Origin of the sequence: Kaistia terrae (genome assembly GCF_026344005.1) — a bacterium.
Classification (GTDB): Bacteria; Pseudomonadota; Alphaproteobacteria; order Rhizobiales; family Kaistiaceae; genus Kaistia; species Kaistia terrae.
The window spans coordinates 71,131-86,142 of sequence record NZ_JAPKNH010000008.1; the positions used below are offsets into that span (position 1 = coordinate 71,131).

The 15,012-nt window shown below is 65.5% G+C and carries 10 protein-coding genes; 6 read left to right on the forward strand and 4 right to left on the reverse strand.

All coding sequences use genetic code 11. The features are described from left to right. Window positions 1-100 precede the first annotated feature (100 nt). The 4 genes from OSH12_RS20070 to OSH12_RS20085 form a co-directional block, all read right to left on the reverse strand. The gene (locus tag OSH12_RS20070) at window positions 101-4,414 is read right to left on the reverse strand and encodes a translocation/assembly module TamB domain-containing protein (protein ID WP_266345398.1); all 4,314 of its coding nucleotides are present in this window, start codon (window positions 4,412-4,414) and stop codon (window positions 101-103) included. Next, entirely contained in the window at window positions 4,414-6,345 is a 1,932-nt protein-coding gene (locus OSH12_RS20075; RefSeq protein WP_266345399.1) for an autotransporter assembly complex protein TamA, read from the reverse strand. Before OSH12_RS20075 ends, OSH12_RS20070 begins: the two co-directional genes overlap by 1 nt. A gap of 209 nt (window positions 6,346-6,554) precedes the next feature. Continuing rightward, window positions 6,555-7,931 carry an FAD-containing oxidoreductase gene (locus tag OSH12_RS20080; RefSeq protein ID WP_266345400.1) on the reverse strand — a complete coding sequence of 459 codons (1,377 nt, stop codon included), beginning with the start codon at window positions 7,929-7,931 and terminating at the stop codon, window positions 6,555-6,557. A gap of 22 nt (window positions 7,932-7,953) precedes the next feature. After that, complete coding sequence (locus OSH12_RS20085) at window positions 7,954-8,232, reverse strand: GNAT family N-acetyltransferase (protein WP_266345401.1); 279 nt, start codon at window positions 8,230-8,232, stop codon at window positions 7,954-7,956. A gap of 385 nt (window positions 8,233-8,617) precedes the next feature. Here OSH12_RS20085 and OSH12_RS20090 point away from each other — a divergent pair, with 385 nt between their 5' ends. The 6 genes from OSH12_RS20090 (at window position 8,618) to OSH12_RS20115 (ending at window position 14,849) form a co-directional block, all read left to right on the forward strand. After that, window positions 8,618-9,304, forward strand: a complete 687-nt coding sequence (locus tag OSH12_RS20090) for a FadR/GntR family transcriptional regulator (RefSeq protein WP_266345497.1) — start codon at window positions 8,618-8,620, stop codon at window positions 9,302-9,304. After that, entirely contained in the window at window positions 9,301-10,476 is a 1,176-nt protein-coding gene (locus tag OSH12_RS20095; RefSeq protein ID WP_266345402.1) for a PLP-dependent transferase, read from the forward strand. The genes OSH12_RS20090 and OSH12_RS20095 overlap by 4 nt, the downstream gene beginning before the upstream one ends. 32 nt (window positions 10,477-10,508) lie before the next feature. After that, entirely contained in the window at window positions 10,509-11,771 is a 1,263-nt protein-coding gene (locus OSH12_RS20100; protein ID WP_266345403.1) for an ABC transporter substrate-binding protein, read from the forward strand. A gap of 219 nt (window positions 11,772-11,990) precedes the next feature. Further along, window positions 11,991-12,923: a carbohydrate ABC transporter permease gene (locus OSH12_RS20105; protein ID WP_266345404.1), complete on the forward strand. Its 933-nt coding sequence runs from the start codon at window positions 11,991-11,993 to the stop codon at window positions 12,921-12,923. Window positions 12,924-12,926: 3 nt separating this feature from the next. Then, the gene (locus tag OSH12_RS20110) at window positions 12,927-13,763 is read left to right on the forward strand and encodes a carbohydrate ABC transporter permease (protein WP_266345405.1); all 837 of its coding nucleotides are present in this window, start codon (window positions 12,927-12,929) and stop codon (window positions 13,761-13,763) included. A gap of 12 nt (window positions 13,764-13,775) precedes the next feature. Then, on the forward strand, window positions 13,776-14,849 hold the full coding sequence (locus tag OSH12_RS20115) for an ABC transporter ATP-binding protein (RefSeq protein WP_266345406.1): 1,074 nt from the start codon (window positions 13,776-13,778) through the stop codon (window positions 14,847-14,849). Window positions 14,850-15,012: the final 163 nt, after the last annotated feature.

A 15,012-nucleotide genomic window follows, 5' to 3' on the forward strand; every position in this document is an offset into this window, starting at 1 on the left:
CGGAGGGTGGGAATAGGTGGCAGGCCTGGCCGGTGAGGCCATAAATCCTCTCCCGCCGGCCTGCGGCCGTTGACCTCTCAGGGGAAGGCGACGACGTCGCTTAATAATCCCACTGCGCGCCGATGCCGATTTCGTTCGAGCCATCCGCGCCCGCCGCGCCCTGGATGCGGATGTTGCGGGTCAGGTCGACGTCGACCGTGACCTTGCTCGAATCCGGCGAAGTGCCTTGCTGGACGCCGACATAGATCTTGTCGTTCAAGCGCTTGCCGGCGCCGATCTGGCCGCCCTTGCCGGTCTCATCCGTGCCGATGCTCAGCGTATCGACGCCGAGCGAGCGACGGACGGCATCGACCACGCCGGGACCGCCGCCTGAGAACTGCGCCACCGTCTGCGCCACCTGCAGCGCCTGACCGGCGGTCAGCGTGCTGATCGAGCGTCCGAACAGCAGCCGGGCGATCACTTCGTCCTGCGGCAGGGTCGGCGTCGAGGTGAAGCTCACCTCCGGCGCCGAGGCATTGCCGGAAATGATGATGCTGGCAACGACATCGCCGCCAGACGTATCGGCCTTGAAGTTCAGTTCCGGATCGAGGCTGCCATTGAACGTGATCGTCCCTTCCGTGAAGGTGAGCTGGCGTCCGACGACACTGAACCGGCCGCGCTTCAGGTTGAAGCCGCCCAAGGTCACCATGTCTGCCGTCGTGCCGCGCAGGGTCAGATCGCCGCCAAATTCGGCGTCCATGCCCATGCCGCGCACGAACACGCCGTTCGGCGCCGAGACCTTCAAGTCGAGATCGGCGACAAAGGCGCTCGGTGGCGTCGCCTTCTTCTTGGCTGTCGCGCTGGCGCGCGCCTGCGCCTGGGCGCGCATGCCGCCCTTGACGGCCGTCGACTTGCCCTTGCCCGTATTGACGTGGCGGACGTCGAGCGGATCGAGACCGCCCGAAATCTTGTCGGCGATGTTGATGTCGAGGCTGCGGACGTTGATCTGGCCGGCGATCTTCGGCCGGGTCGCGACCGGACCCTGGATGTTGATCTTGCCATCGGCGACGAGGCGCATCAGGTCGCTGGAAACCAGCGTCGCCTTCTGCAGCGTCATCTCGATCGCGGCGGGAAAACCCTGAGCCGGGTCGAGCGCGACATTGCCCTTGCCGACAATCCGGCCCCCCTGCACCGTCTGGGCCGAGAAGGACGAGACGTTGATGGCGCGGTCGGAACCGGTCAGCACCGTCTCGATGTTCGAGAGCGCGATGCCGTTCAGCGAGTCGTTGTAGCTAGCACCGGAGACACGCACCGTGCCGGAGGCCCGCGGCGCCGAGGTCGGACCGCCGAGCGCCGCATCGATCACCGCCTTGCCACGCACATTGCCGCCCGAGGTGGCGAGCGCCGTGTTGGCGATGGCGAGGTCGATCGCACCCTTGATCTTCAGGTCCATGTCGCCGCTAGCGATCGGCACCGAGCCGTTGATCGTCAGGCCGGAGACGGAAGGCGCCTTGATGGTCGCCTCGACGCCGACGCGGCCGCCGCCGAGCTTGCCTCTGGCTGTGATGTCGAACGGGCCGAGGCCGGCCTTGGCAATATCGCCATTGGTGAGCTTTGCCACCCTGAGATCATAGTCGCCCGCCGGCGCGGAAGCCTTGCCGGTGACGCGCGCGGTGCCGCTCAGCGTGCCCTTCATGTCGAGCGTCGGCGCGACAAGCGAGGCCAGCGACAGCGGCAGGTTGCGCAGGTCGACATTGAGATCCAGCGTCTCGCCGGCCTTGCCGCTGATATTGGCGCGGCCGTCGCCGGTCGCCAGAGCCAGCTTGTCAATCGAGACACCGCCCTTGGCGATGGTGATGTTGGACGGCGCGGACAGCGTCACATTGGTGCCGGAGCGGGCGATCCTGAGCGTATCGAGGCGCACATTGGTCGCCTCGCCGGCCGGGGAGATCCGCGCCTTCGCGTCGATATCGGCGCCGAGCAGCGCCGTATCGAGCGTCACGTCAGTGGAAGTGCCGGCGCTCTTCGCCGTCACGGTCGCCGTCTGGATGACCTGACCGCCGGCCCGGACGCCCGCCAGGACCGCCTTGCCGTCGATAACAGGCGTGCCGAAGAGATCGGCGATGCGGGCGTTGATGTCGGCCTTGTCGACGCGGTTTCCGGCGACTTCAACGCCTTGCGCATTGGCATCGACCGCAACACGCTGCGCGCCGTTCGAAGCGTCGAGCACGATGGTCGCGTCAAGCTTGCCGGCGATATCGGTCAGGATCAACGCCGACAGATCGGCGAGGTTGGAAGCCGCGATGGTGATCTTGCCGTCGATCAGGCCGGTTGAGGCAAGAGCCGCTGCGCCCTTGGCGCGAACGCTGCCGATGGCAAGATCGAGATTGTCGAGACGGCGGCCGCCATCGGCGAGCGAGGTCAGTTTCGCGCCGCCCTTGGCGGGCTTGCCGGCCAGCTTGCCATCGAGCGCGAACGTGCCACCCGGAAGGCGGGTGAGATCGGTCAGGTCGACGGTCAGCGCCAGATTCTCGATCTTCTGGTCCATCGCCATGCCGGCAGGAATCGCGACCTTGCCGGTGAGGCCGAGCGCGTCGAGGCCGCCGGTAAAGCGGAGATCGGCGCTGGCGGCGCCCGAAACGCGAGGGTCGAGCTGCTTCAGATCGGCCAGCTTTACGCGAGCAGTCAAATCGGCGGCTGATTTCTCGATGCCGCCATCGATGGCGACGTCGAGGCCCTTGGCGGCGAGCGTCAGGCCGTTGACGGCGATGCGGCCATCCTCGGCCAGCGACACCGCGCCCTTGACCCGGCTTTCGTCAGCAAAGAAATCATCGACCTGCTTGATGCCGGTGGTGATCGCCTTCGACGTGCCATCGAGATCGACCGCGATACGGCGCGTCGACGGATCGGCGTCGATCTTGGCGTCGAGCACGGCGCTGCCGGAAAGCGGCCTTCCGGCGAGGCCGGAGAAGGCAGCGAGATTGAGACGTTCCAGCCGCAATGCGCCCTGGACGGATTTTGGCGCGGCGCTGCCAGCGAACGAGAGGTCGAGCGGCTCCAGCGTTACCTTGGCGTCGGTCAGCACGGGACCTGCGTCGCCGAGCGAGCCGGCGGCGGTCAGCTTCGCAGATTGGCCAAGTGCTGCCGAAACCTGCGGATCGGCGGCGGAAAGACCGGCTGCGCTGCCATCGACTGTGAAGGCTAGCCCGCCGCCATTGGCCGGCGTGGTCTTGGCGACGATTTGCAGATCCTTGGCGCCGTAACCTGCGCCGGCAAGATCTTGCGCGGAAAGCGTCGCATCAACGGACGGGGCGGAAAAGGCGCCATTGACGGCGGCGTTCAGGCGCCAGCCCGACCAGGTGACACCGGGCGCGAGCGCGGCGAAATGGGAGGGATCGCCGCCGACCAGGTCGAGCTTCAGATCGGCGGTCTTTGCCGTCGTGTCGAGCTTGCCGACCAGCGCCAGCCCGAAGCCGGAGGCGGTAGCGTTCAGCCCCTCGATGGCGATATGGCCTTGCTGTCCGACGACGGCCGAGCCGATCAGTGTCGTTTGCTCGGCAAAGAGCGGACGCACGGTGGCCGGAACCAGCCCGGCGATCTCGCCAGCGAGATCGAGCATGATGCGGCGGCCGTCCTCGACCTGCTTGACGGCGGCGGTGCCACCCAGATGGCCGGCAGCGCCCGCGTCGAGCGCGATCTGGCCGTCCCAATTGTCGAGTGGGGCATTGCCCTTGACGGAAAGCGACAGCGCCGGCAGACCCTCGATCTGCGCCAGCCGGGCGACGAGGCCGCCGGCCGGCTCGCTGGCCGTCACGTCGAGATAGAGCGAATCCGTGCCGTTGCCGGGCGCATAGCGGGCGCGGCCCTTGATCTCGCCGGGCGCATCCTCGCGCACCAGCGCGAAATCGAGCGACAGGCCCTCGGCCAGATCGACGAGACGGGCCGATGCCTGGAGATTGAGCGTCGCTGCCATGCCGAGCACCGGCTCGCCGAGCTCGATCTTGGCAATGTCGAGCCGGTCGAGCGCCACGCGGATGAACGGAATTCCGCCGCCGCTGGACGTGCTGGGCGGCGAAGGCGGCAAGACAGGCTTGCGCGAAACCGCGACACGGTCGGCGGCGAGATCGGTGATGGCGACCTTGCCGGAAATCAGCGACAGCGGATGCCAGGCGAGGTGCAGGTTTTCAACCTGCGCAAACGGACCGGTGGTGTCGGCGACGTCGATGCGCGCGATGCGCATGTTCGAAGGCACGAAGCCGGAGATGCCATCGATCTTGACCGTCAGGCCGTCGCTGCTGGCGAGCTTGCTGCCGAGGTTGGCGAGCGTGCGCAGGCCGGGACCCGTCTGCAGGAAGCCGAACAGGGCTACGAGCGCGATCAGGACGGCGAGGAAACCGACGCCGAACCAGCGCAGAATGGTAAGGGCGCGAGACATCAGAACGACTGTCCAAGGCTGATATAGACGCCATAGCCGGCATCGTCTGGCTCAGGGTTGAGCGGGATCGCCACATCGAGCCGGACAGGGCCGATGGCGGTATAGTAGCGCAAACCGAGACCCGCGGCATAGCGCAGGTCGCCCAGATCGGGAACCGAACCCTCCGAGGCGGAGCCGATATCGAAGAAGGGCACGACGCCGATCGTATCGGTCACCTTGATACGCGCCTCGACCGAAGCGGTGACAAAACTCAGGCCGCCGATGATATCGCCATCGGCATTGCGCGGGCTGGCCGACTGGTAGTTGTAGCCGCGCAGCGAGCCGCCACCGCCGACATAGAAGCGGCGCTGCGGCGGCACGTCGAGCAGGTCGGCGCCAAAGATCGTTCCGGCCGAGATCTTGCCGGCGAGAATGTAGCGCTTGTCCTCGTCGAAGGCGCGGTAGCTCGACAGCGAACCCTTGAACATCATCGGGCCGGCGCTGGCCTGGCCGAGATAGGCGAAGGGTTCGAACGTGCCGCTGGCGCGTATGCCGGACGAGGGATCCAGCGCATTGTCGGTGGTGTCATAGGCGACGTCGATCGGCACGCCGACGATGGTGTCGTCGCGCGAACCATTGGCGTCCTGGACATGCGACTGCTCGAGATCGAGACCGACCTGCACGGAAAACTGGTCGGAATAGTTGCGCCGGATGCCGGCCGTCAGGGTGGCCGCCTCGCGGACATAGGCGTCGGTAACCTCACGCAAGATCGCCGCCTGGGCGACGAGATCGTCGATCGGCGTCAGAATGCCGGGCTTGCCGAAGGTCGCAGCGAATCGATAGCCGAGCGGATTGGCGTCGGGAACCGCCTCGGACTTGCCGCCGAACCACGAAACCTGTCCGTCGAGGCGCAGCGTCTCGGCGCCGCCGAACAGATTGCGATGGCCCCAGAAGGCGTTGATCGACGAGCCGTCGGTCGACGAATACTTGGCGCCGAAGCCGACATAGCGCGGCTTGCGCTCCGTCACCTCGACATCGATCGGCAGGCGGCCATCGGCGTCGAGCTTGTCGCCTTCGCGGATGCGGACGCCCGAAAACGCCTCGTAGCGCAGCAGTGATTTGCGCGTGTCGGCGAGGCGCTGCGGCGAGAACATCTCGCCCGGAATGATGCGGACCCGTTCCGCGACGAAGGACGGGCGGACCTTTTCCGTGCCGGAAACGGTCACCTGGCCAAAGGCCACGGCGGGACCGGGACTGACGACATAGGTGACGTTGACGAGGTTGGCCGCGTGATCGGCGACCACGTCCTTGTCGACAACCTTGGCGAAGGCATAGCCTTCCTTGCGGTAGAAGTCGGAGATCCGGCCCTCGGCGTCGAGGATGGTCGACGACTTCGCCTCGTCGCCCGGCAGGATGCGCAGGCTCTTCAGCGTCGGCGCCAGCGGCAACGGCCGGTGATGCTCGGCATCGACCAGCGTGATCTCGCCGAAATGGAAAAGCGGGCCGGTGGTGACATCGACCTGAATGGGAACCGGGCCCGCGGGCCGCGCCGCCTCGATCACCTGCAGAATGTCGGGCGCATCGAGATCGCGGCCGGCGATGGTGATGCGGATCGTACCGGCATAATAGCCGTTGGTGTAAAGCGCGGCGGTGATCTGGTCGATGTCGGAGCGCGCACGGCGCAGCAGGCCGGCCGCACCCGATGGCGGCGACTTTCGCATCGATTGCAGATTGGAAGCAGCGGTGATCGATTTACGCAACGCACGCGGCGCGTCGATTACGTTGATGGTCGTCTTGTAGGGCACCGCGTCGGCGACCGGCTCTTCCTTGGTCTTGCCGAAAAACGACCGGACGCCGTCGAAAAAGCCGCCATCCTGCGCGTAGCTCGCAGTGGAGCCAACCATGATCATGACAAGCGCCGAAGCGAGGGTCTGCTTCAACCGGCGCCGCAAGCGAACTTCGCGCGGCTGGAGGAGAGGGACTTTCAACGGCACTACACCCATACACATCGCCGGCTACGCTACTTCGGCTACTACACTCCTGTCTCTATGAGACTATCCTTAACATTTACCATACAGGAGCCTGGCGCCACCACCGCCCGTTCGTAGAATCCTCTCTCTGCAACCATGCGTAACGAGAGGAAAGCGTCTCCGCGGCGACGTCAGGCGGGGCGGAACTCGGCAAGCAGCGTCGGCAGAAGCTCCGAAACGGTCGGGTGGATATGAACGCCACGGCGCACCTGTTCGAACGGCCGCTTGGCATACATGACGTCGATCAGCGAGTGGACGGCCTCGTCGCAACCGGTGCCCAGCAGAGCCGCGCCAAGGATTTCGCCGCTGTCGGCGTCGGCGACAACCTTCATGAAGCCCTGCGTCTCGCCCTTCTCGATCGCCCGGCTGACACGCGTCATCGGCCGGGTCGAAACGAGGATGTTCTTGCCGGTTTTCTTGGCTTCCGTCTCGGTCAGGCCGACCCTTCCGAGCGGCGGATCGATATAGAGCGCATAGACGGGAATACGATCGCTGACGCGCCGGGGATCGTTGTCGAGCAGGTTGGCGGCGACGATCTCGAAGTCGTTATAGGCGGTGTGGGTGAAGGCGCCTTTGCCGTTGCAGTCGCCCAACGCCCATATGCCGTCGACATTGGTCTTCAGGGCGTCGTCGACGATGATGGTGCCATGTGCATCGAGCGCGATACCGGCCTTGTCAGCGTCGAGGTCGTCGGTGTTGGGCCGGCGGCCGGTGGCGACCAGGAGATGCGAGCCGGTGACGGTCTTGAGGCCATTGGAACCGTCATGGCTGACCGCGATGCCGCCATTCGCCGCCTTGGCCACGGCGAGGTTTACCGCGCTGACGACGATATCGATGCCCTCCGCCGTCAGGATGTCCGACACCGCCTGCGAGATATCCTCATCCTCGCGACGGATCAGGTGCGGGCCGGGTTCGAAGACTGTGACCTTTGCGCCAAACCGGCGATAGATCTGCGCGAATTCGAGCCCGATGTAACTGCCGCCGAGAATCAGCAGGTGTTCGGGCACGGCATCGAGATCGAGGATCGTGCTGTTGGTGAGATGCGGCACGTCCGCGAGGCCCGGTATCTCCGGCAGGATCGCGCGGCCGCCGACATTGATGAAGATTTTTCCCGCCGTCAGAACCTCATCGCCTACCTGGACGCGCTTCGCATCCAGAAAGCGCGCATGGCCGCGAAAGACGGTGCAGTTCTCCATGCCGCCCAGCCAGTTGCCTATTCCATCGCGGGAGGCGCCCGAGACGGCGTCGGCGCGTGCCTTGACCTTCTTCATGTCGATCTTGACGGGACCATCCAGCACGACGCCGTAATCGGCAGCGCGACGGGCCAGATGGGCGGCATAGGCGCTGGCGACGAGGGTTTTCGTCGGCGTGCAGCCGGTGTTGACGCAGGTGCCGCCAAAGAGGTTTCGCTCGATGATGGCGACCTTCATGCCGGCGGCGGTCAGCCGGCCGGCAAGCGGCGATCCGGCCTGGCCGGTGCCGATGATGATGGCATCGAAAGAGGGCATGCGTATCTCCGGTCAGCTGGATTCAGTCGGTGACGAGATCGGCATATTCGGGGTGGCGGACGATATAGGCGTGCACGAAGGGGCAGAGCGGATGCAGCTTGGCGCCCCGGCCGCGGATGTTGTCGAGCACGGCGCGCACCAGCTTGGTTCCGACACCGCGGCCAGCGAGTTCCGCCGGCACTTCGGTGTGGACGAGTTCGATGACGTCGCCCTGCATCCGGTAGAGGATGAAGGCGACATGCCCGTCGACCTCCATCTCAAACCGCGTCGGCGTGATCAAAAGGTCCGGCTTGTCGCTCATGCTCGCCCCGCCCGGCGCAAAATGCGCGCAGTGAGGCTAGCAGGTCATAGCCCCGGCAAGAAGCCGCAGAATCGCGCAGTTTTGCCGGCTTAGCCGGAATTTTGTGCTCGCCGATGCCGACACCGCAGGGTTGTGGAACGCATCGCCGTGCCCAAACAGGCATCAATCTGCCGAATTTACGGCTCTTGACGAAACGTCGCACTTGTAGAAATGATCAGATGTCAGACCAATTCTAGGCGCCTTCGGGCATGCAACGGGACGATCGCGTGATCCAGGCGAGCCGGTTTCTTGACGCTGCGAACGACGCATCCCGCGGGGTGCGGGCGTGACGCTTTCCGTTCCCGGCCTGTCGCCGCTCCCCGCTTCCGATCGCGCCGGCACCGTCATGAAGGCGCTGGCCGACTACATCGCCCAGTCCAACCTGCGGCCGGGCGAGCGCCTGCCGACCGAGCGCGAGCTGATGCAATCGCTAGCCGTCGGCCGTTCGACGGTGCGCGAGGTCATCCGCCAGTTCCAGGCGCTCGGCGTCGTCGAATCGCGAAAAGGCAGCGGCACGTATCTGCTGCGCGGCATCTCCTCCGACACCATCCACATGCCGCTTTCGATTGATGCCGGCACGCTGCGCGAGGGCCTGCTGGCGACGCTCGACATCCGGCGCGGGCTGGAAGCGGAAGCCGGCGCGCTGGCGGCGCTGCGGCGGACCCAGGCAGATCTCGACATCATCGAGGAGAAGCTCGAGGCGATGGAGAAGGTCCATCTCGCCGAAGGCACCTCGGGCAAGTACGACCTCGCCTTCCACCTCTCGGTCTATGACGCCTCGCACAACCCGATGTTCGGGCAGTTGCTGGAGCAGATGCGCGAGGCGTTCGAGCGGTTCTGGACCAAGCCGTTCGACCGGCCGGATTTCGCCGGTCGCTCCTTTCCCTTCCACCGCACGCTGTTCGAAGCGATCGCGGCCCAGGATCCCGAGCGTGCGCGCCGGGAAACACTGACCATCCTCGAAATCGTCGAGGAAGACATTCGGGAGATGTCGCAGGACACCGCCCGGCATTCCGACAAGGTAGAGACATGAACGACTTCACCGCGGCCTTCGAGCACGCCTCCCTCATCGCCGCCCATGACGACGTCAACGCCTATGACGCGGTGGTGCCGCCGATCGTGCAGACTTCGCTCTTCACCTTCTCGTCCTATGCCGAGATGGAAGAGACCTACAAGGGCAACAAGGTCCGCCCGGTCTACAGCCGCGGCCTGAACCCCACCGTCCGCATCTTCGAGGAGAAGGTCGCCGCGATGGAAGGCGCCGAGGACGGCCTCGCCTTCGGCAGCGGCATGGCGGCGATCTCGTCGACCGTGATCACCTTCGTCAAGCCGGGCGACCGCGTCGTCTGCGTGCGCCACGTCTATCCCGACGCCTACCGCCTGTTCGAGACGCTGCTGTCGCGCTACGGCGTTGCCGTCACCTATGTCGACGGCCGCGACGAGGCGGCGGTCGAGGCAGCGCTGCCGGGCGCCACGCTTTTCTACATGGAAAGCCCGACCAGCTGGACGATGGAGACGCATGACGTCCAGGCGCTGGCGGCGATGGCGAAGCGCCACGGCGTCATCACCGCGATCGACAACAGCTGGGCCTCGCCGGTGTTCCAGCAGCCGATCAAGCTCGGCGTCGACCTGGTGCTGCACTCGGCCTCGAAGTATCTGGGTGGACACAGCGACGTCGTCGCCGGCGTCGTCGTCGGATCGAAGGAACTGATCGGCAAGATCCGCTCCGGCACGCTGCCCTATCTCGGCGGCAAGCTGTCGCCCTTCGACGCCTGGCTGCTGATCCGCGGCCTGCGCACCCTGCCGATCCGCATGAAGGCGCATGAAGCCGCCGCCCTGCATGTCGCGCGCCGCCTGCTCGACCACGACACCGTCGCCTCGGTCGAGCATCCCGGCCTCGGCAACGCGCTGCCGGCCGGCCTTTCCGGCACGTCGGGGCTGTTCTCGTTCACCTTCCGCGAAGGCGCCGTCGACATCGCCAAGTTCACCGACGCGCTCGGCCTGTTCAAGATCGGCGTCAGCTGGGGCGGCCATGAGAGCCTGGTGGTGCCGGCGCAGGTCGTCCGCGTCCAGGCAGCCGGCCCCAATTCGGCAATCGACTTTGGCGTCAGCGCCAACATGGTCCGCCTGCATGTCGGCCTCGAGGGGGCCGACGCGCTCTGGAACGATCTCGCCGCGGCCATAGATACGGCCCGGCGCGCATAGCACTGCAGTCAACAAAAAGAGGGAGACAACCAATGTTCAGGAAGATCGCCGCAGCCGCCGTCATGACGGCGCTGCTCGCAGGCTCGGCGCTCGCCGACACCAAGCTGAAGCTCGTCGAGGTCATCACGAGCCCCGAGCGCACCGAGACGCTGAAGGGCATCGTCAAGACCTTCGAGGCCGCCAATCCCGGCACGACGGTCGAGATCATCTCGCTGCCCTGGGGCCAGGCCTTCGAGAAGTTCGCGACCATGGTCGCCGCCGGCGAGACGCCCGACGTCATGGAGATGCCGGACACCTGGCTGTCGCTCTATGCCAATCGCGGCATGCTCGAAAACCTCGAGCCCTACATCGCCAAGTGGGACGAGGCTTCCGACCTGAACGACCGCGCGCTTGAGCTCGGCCGCTCGGTCAAGGACACCGCCTACATGCTGCCTTACGGCTTCTATCTGCGCGCGATGTTCTACAACAAGAAGCTGTTCGCGGAAGCCGGCGTCACCGAAGTTCCGAAGACGCTGGTTGAGTTCGAAGAGGCCGCCAAGAAGGTCTCGGCACTGCCGGGCAAGGCCGGCTACTGCCTGCGCGGCGGCCCCGGCGGCCTGAATGGCTGGGTCATGTTCGGCGCGATCGCCAATGGCGACAACACCTTCTTCAAGGAAGACGGCACGTCGACCTTCGCCGATGCCGGCTGGGTCAAGGGTCTGACCTTCGTCACCGACATGTACAAGAAGGGCTATGCCCCGAAGGACAGCGTCAACTGGGGCTTTAACGAGATCGTCGCCGGCTTCTATTCCGGCACCTGCGCGATGCTCGACCAGGACCCGGACGCTCTGATCGCCATCGCCGAGCGGATGAAGCCGGAAGACTACGGCATCATGACCATGCCGAAGGGTGAGAACGGCAAGACCTTCCCGACCATCGGCTATGCTGGCTGGTCGATGTTCTCGACGAGCCAGGACAAGGAAGCCTCCTGGAAGCTGCTCGCGGCGCTCGAAGGCAAGGAAGGCAACATCGCCTGGAACAAGAAGACGGGCGCGCTCCCGGCCCGCAAGTCGGCCGAGACGGACCCCTTCTACGCCAGCGAGCAGTTCAAGGGCTGGTTCGCCGAACTCTCCGACAAGGACGTCGTCCCGACCGTGATGCCGACCTACCTGCCCGAGTTCGCCTTCTTCAAGGACTCGCTGGTCATCAAGTCGAGCCAGCAGGCGCTGCTCGGCGAGATCACGCCGGAAGAGCTTGGCCAGGAGTGGGCCGACTACCTGACCAAGAGCCAGCAGAAGTTCCTCGCCACCAAGTAAGCCCTGGCTGCGAGTTACCGAGCTGCGCCTGAGCTTCGGCCCGGGCCACCGTCGGACCGGCCCTCCCCATGCGGGGGGCCGGGACCCGGCAGAAACGGTTGCGGGAGGGGAACGCCCCTCGACGGGGCTACAGCGCCTCCCGAAACCAAGTTCCGCGACTGCGACCTCCGCCAAGAGAGGTTTTAACAGCTGCGAAGAGACCAAAGGGATCGACTTCCGATGACAGAGGCCGTGAGCGCCCAATATGGGCGAGATCGACGACCGTTCTTGCGGCGACTCGCCATTGCGAGCGAGCCCTATCTTTACTCCGCCCCGGCGCTGATCCTGATCGTCACGGTGATGCTGGTGCCGCTCGCGATCGGCATTTCCTACGCCTTCCGCGACATGACGCTGCTCGATCCGTTCTCCGGCGGGTTCATCGGCCTCGACCATTTCCGCGCCATCGCCAAGGACAAGACCTTCTGGCTGGCGCTGAAGAATACCGTCTACTGGACGGGCTATTCGGTGGCGCTCCAGTTCGCCTTCGGCCTGATCCTGGCGCTGCTGCTCGACAAGCCCTTTTACGGCCGTGGCCTCGCCCAGGCGCTCTGCTTCCTGCCCTGGGCCGTGCCGAGCTTCCTGTCCGGCCTGAACTGGGCCTGGATGTTCAACCCGGTCGTCGGCCCGATCCCGCATTGGCTGTATGGCATCGGCCTGATGAGCGCGCCGGACAACATCCTGTCCGACCCGGATCTCGCCATGTGGGGGCCGATCATCGCCAATGTCTGGTGGGGCATCCCGTTCTTCGCCATCACGCTGCTGGCGGCCCTGCAGTCGATCCCGCGCGACCTCTATGAGGCGGCCGCCATCGACGGTGCGACGCCGTTCCAGCGCTTCCGCTCGATCACCCTGCCCTTCCTGGCGCCGACGATCGCCATCACCGTCATGCTGCGCACGATCTGGATCGCCAATTTCGCCGATCTGATCGTCGTGATGACCAATGGCGGCCCTGCCGACAAGACGCAGATCGTCGCCAGCTACATCTTCACCCAGGCCTTCCGCAGGCTCGATTTCGGCTACGCCTCGGCAATCGCAATGGTGCTTCTGTTGCTGCTGATGGTCTACTCGCTGCTGATCGTGTTCCTGCGCCAGACGCTGCTCAAGGAACGCTAGACCATGATCCGACCCAAGCGCCTTGGCATGACGATCGCCCACCGGGCAGCCATCCTCGTCTACGTCGCCTTCGCCCTGTTCCCGCTCTACTGGCTGGTCAAGGTCTCGGTGACGCCGAACGACCTCCTCTATTCCGAGGGCGTCAAGATGTGGCCGTCGCGCGCCACGCTCGACCACTTCGCCTTCGTGCTGGAACACAGCGACTTCCCGCTGTTCTTCCGCAATTCGATGATCGTTTCCGTCTCGACGGCGTTCATCGTCACCATCCTGTCCTCGATCGGCGGCTATGCGCTGTCGCGCTTCACCTTCCGGGGCAAGTTCTGGATCGTCGGGCTGATGCTGCTGACGCAGATGTTCCCGCTGGTGATGCTGATCGCGCCGATCTTCAAGATGCTGTCGCCGCTCGGCCTGACCAACAGCCTCTCGGGCCTGATCCTGGTCTATGTCGCCTTCAACGTGCCGTTCGCGACCTTCCTTATGCAGTCCTTCTTCGACGGCATCCCGAAGGATCTCGAAGAAGCCGCGATGATCGACGGTGCCACCCGCTTCATGGCGTTCCGGCAGATCATCCTGCCGCTGACGCTGCCGGGCATGGCGGCGACGCTCGGCTTCGTCTTCACGGCGGCGTGGAGCGAGCTCTTGTTCGCGCTGATGCTGATCTCCGGCGTCGACGCCAGCACCTTCCCGGTCGGCCTCCTGAGCTTCGTCTCGAAGTTCTCGGTCGATTTCGGACAGATGATGGCAGCCGGCGTGCTCGCGCTGATCCCCGCCTGTATCTTCTTCCTTCTCATCCAGCGCTACCTCGTGCAGGGCCTCACGGCCGGCGCGGTCAAGGGCTGACGGAGCATCGCAATGGCATCCATCGATATCACCGACGTCCGCAAGGCCTATGGCAGCACCAAGATCCTGCATGGCGTCGACCTGACCATCAAGGACGGCGAATTCGTCGTGCTGGTCGGCCCGTCCGGCTGCGGCAAGTCCACTTTGCTGCGGATGATCGCCGGCCTGGAGGACATCTCGTCCGGCGAGATCCGCATCGGCGGCAGGATCGTCAACGACCTCGACCCGAAGGACCGCGACATCGCCATGGTGTTCCAGTCCTATGCGCTCTATCCGCATATGACGGTCGCCGACAACATGAGCTACAGCCTGCGCCTCCGGAAAACGGCGAAGGAGAAGATCGCCTCCGCCATTTCGGGTGCCGCCGCCAAGCTCAGCCTGACGCCGCTGATGGAGCGGCGCCCCAAGGCGCTCTCCGGCGGCCAGCGCCAGCGCGTCGCCATGGGCCGCGCCATCGTGCGTTCGCCCAAGGCGTTCCTGTTCGACGAGCCGCTTTCCAACCTGGACGCCCGCCTGCGCGAGCACATGCGCGGCGAGATCAAGAAGCTGCACCAGGACCTCGGCGCCACCTCGATCTACGTCACCCACGACCAGATCGAGGCGATGACGCTGGCAGACCGCATCGTTGCGATGAATGCCGGTCTCGTGCAGCAGGTCGGCAGCCCGCTCGATCTCTATGACCGGCCGGCCAATCTGTTCGTCGCCGGCTTCATGGGTTCGCCGGCCATGAACATGTTCGAGGGCACCTACCGCGCCGCCAATGGCGGCACCGTCGAACTGGCGCAGGGCGTCGTCGTGCCGCTCGCCGGCCCGGCCCCGACCGCCGACGGCACCAAGCTCACGCTCGGCATCCGCCCGGAGCATGTCCTTGTCGGCAAGACCGGGCTGGAAGGCATCCAGGCGCTGATCGACCTGGTCGAGCCGACCGGCTTCGGCACCATCCTGCATGCCAGCGCCTTCGGAGCCGACGTCAAGGCGTTCTCGCTGGAGCGCGGCGTCGCCGTGCGCGGCGATACGGTCAGCGTGTCGTTCCCGGTCGAGCGCATCCATCTGTTCGATACCGCGACGGGCTCGCGCATCGGCTGAGGCAAGATCAGCAGGGATGGATCCGCCATCCCCGCTCCCCATCATCCTGAGGTGCTTCGCGTGAGCGAAGCCTCGAAGGAGGGTCCAGCGAAGCTCCTCGCGAGCGTCGGTCCAGACGGACGCAAGGAGCCGTCTGGCCCCTCCTTCGAGGCCCGGCTGCGCC

Coding starts and splice junctions, on each gene's coding strand:
- OSH12_RS20070 (WP_266345398.1), bottom strand. CDS start 4,414: ATGTCTCGCGCCCTTACCATTCTGCGCTGGTTCGGCGTCGGTTTCCTC.
- OSH12_RS20080 (WP_266345400.1), bottom strand. CDS start 7,931: ATGCCCTCTTTCGATGCCATCATCATCGGCACCGGCCAGGCCGGATCG.
- OSH12_RS20085 (WP_266345401.1), bottom strand. CDS start 8,232: ATGAGCGACAAGCCGGACCTTTTGATCACGCCGACGCGGTTTGAGATG.
- OSH12_RS20090 (WP_266345497.1), top strand. CDS start 8,618: ATGAAGGCGCTGGCCGACTACATCGCCCAGTCCAACCTGCGGCCGGGC.
- OSH12_RS20095 (WP_266345402.1), top strand. CDS start 9,301: ATGAACGACTTCACCGCGGCCTTCGAGCACGCCTCCCTCATCGCCGCC.
- OSH12_RS20100 (WP_266345403.1), top strand. CDS start 10,509: ATGTTCAGGAAGATCGCCGCAGCCGCCGTCATGACGGCGCTGCTCGCA.
- OSH12_RS20105 (WP_266345404.1), top strand. CDS start 11,991: ATGACAGAGGCCGTGAGCGCCCAATATGGGCGAGATCGACGACCGTTC.
- OSH12_RS20110 (WP_266345405.1), top strand. CDS start 12,927: ATGATCCGACCCAAGCGCCTTGGCATGACGATCGCCCACCGGGCAGCC.
- OSH12_RS20115 (WP_266345406.1), top strand. CDS start 13,776: ATGGCATCCATCGATATCACCGACGTCCGCAAGGCCTATGGCAGCACC.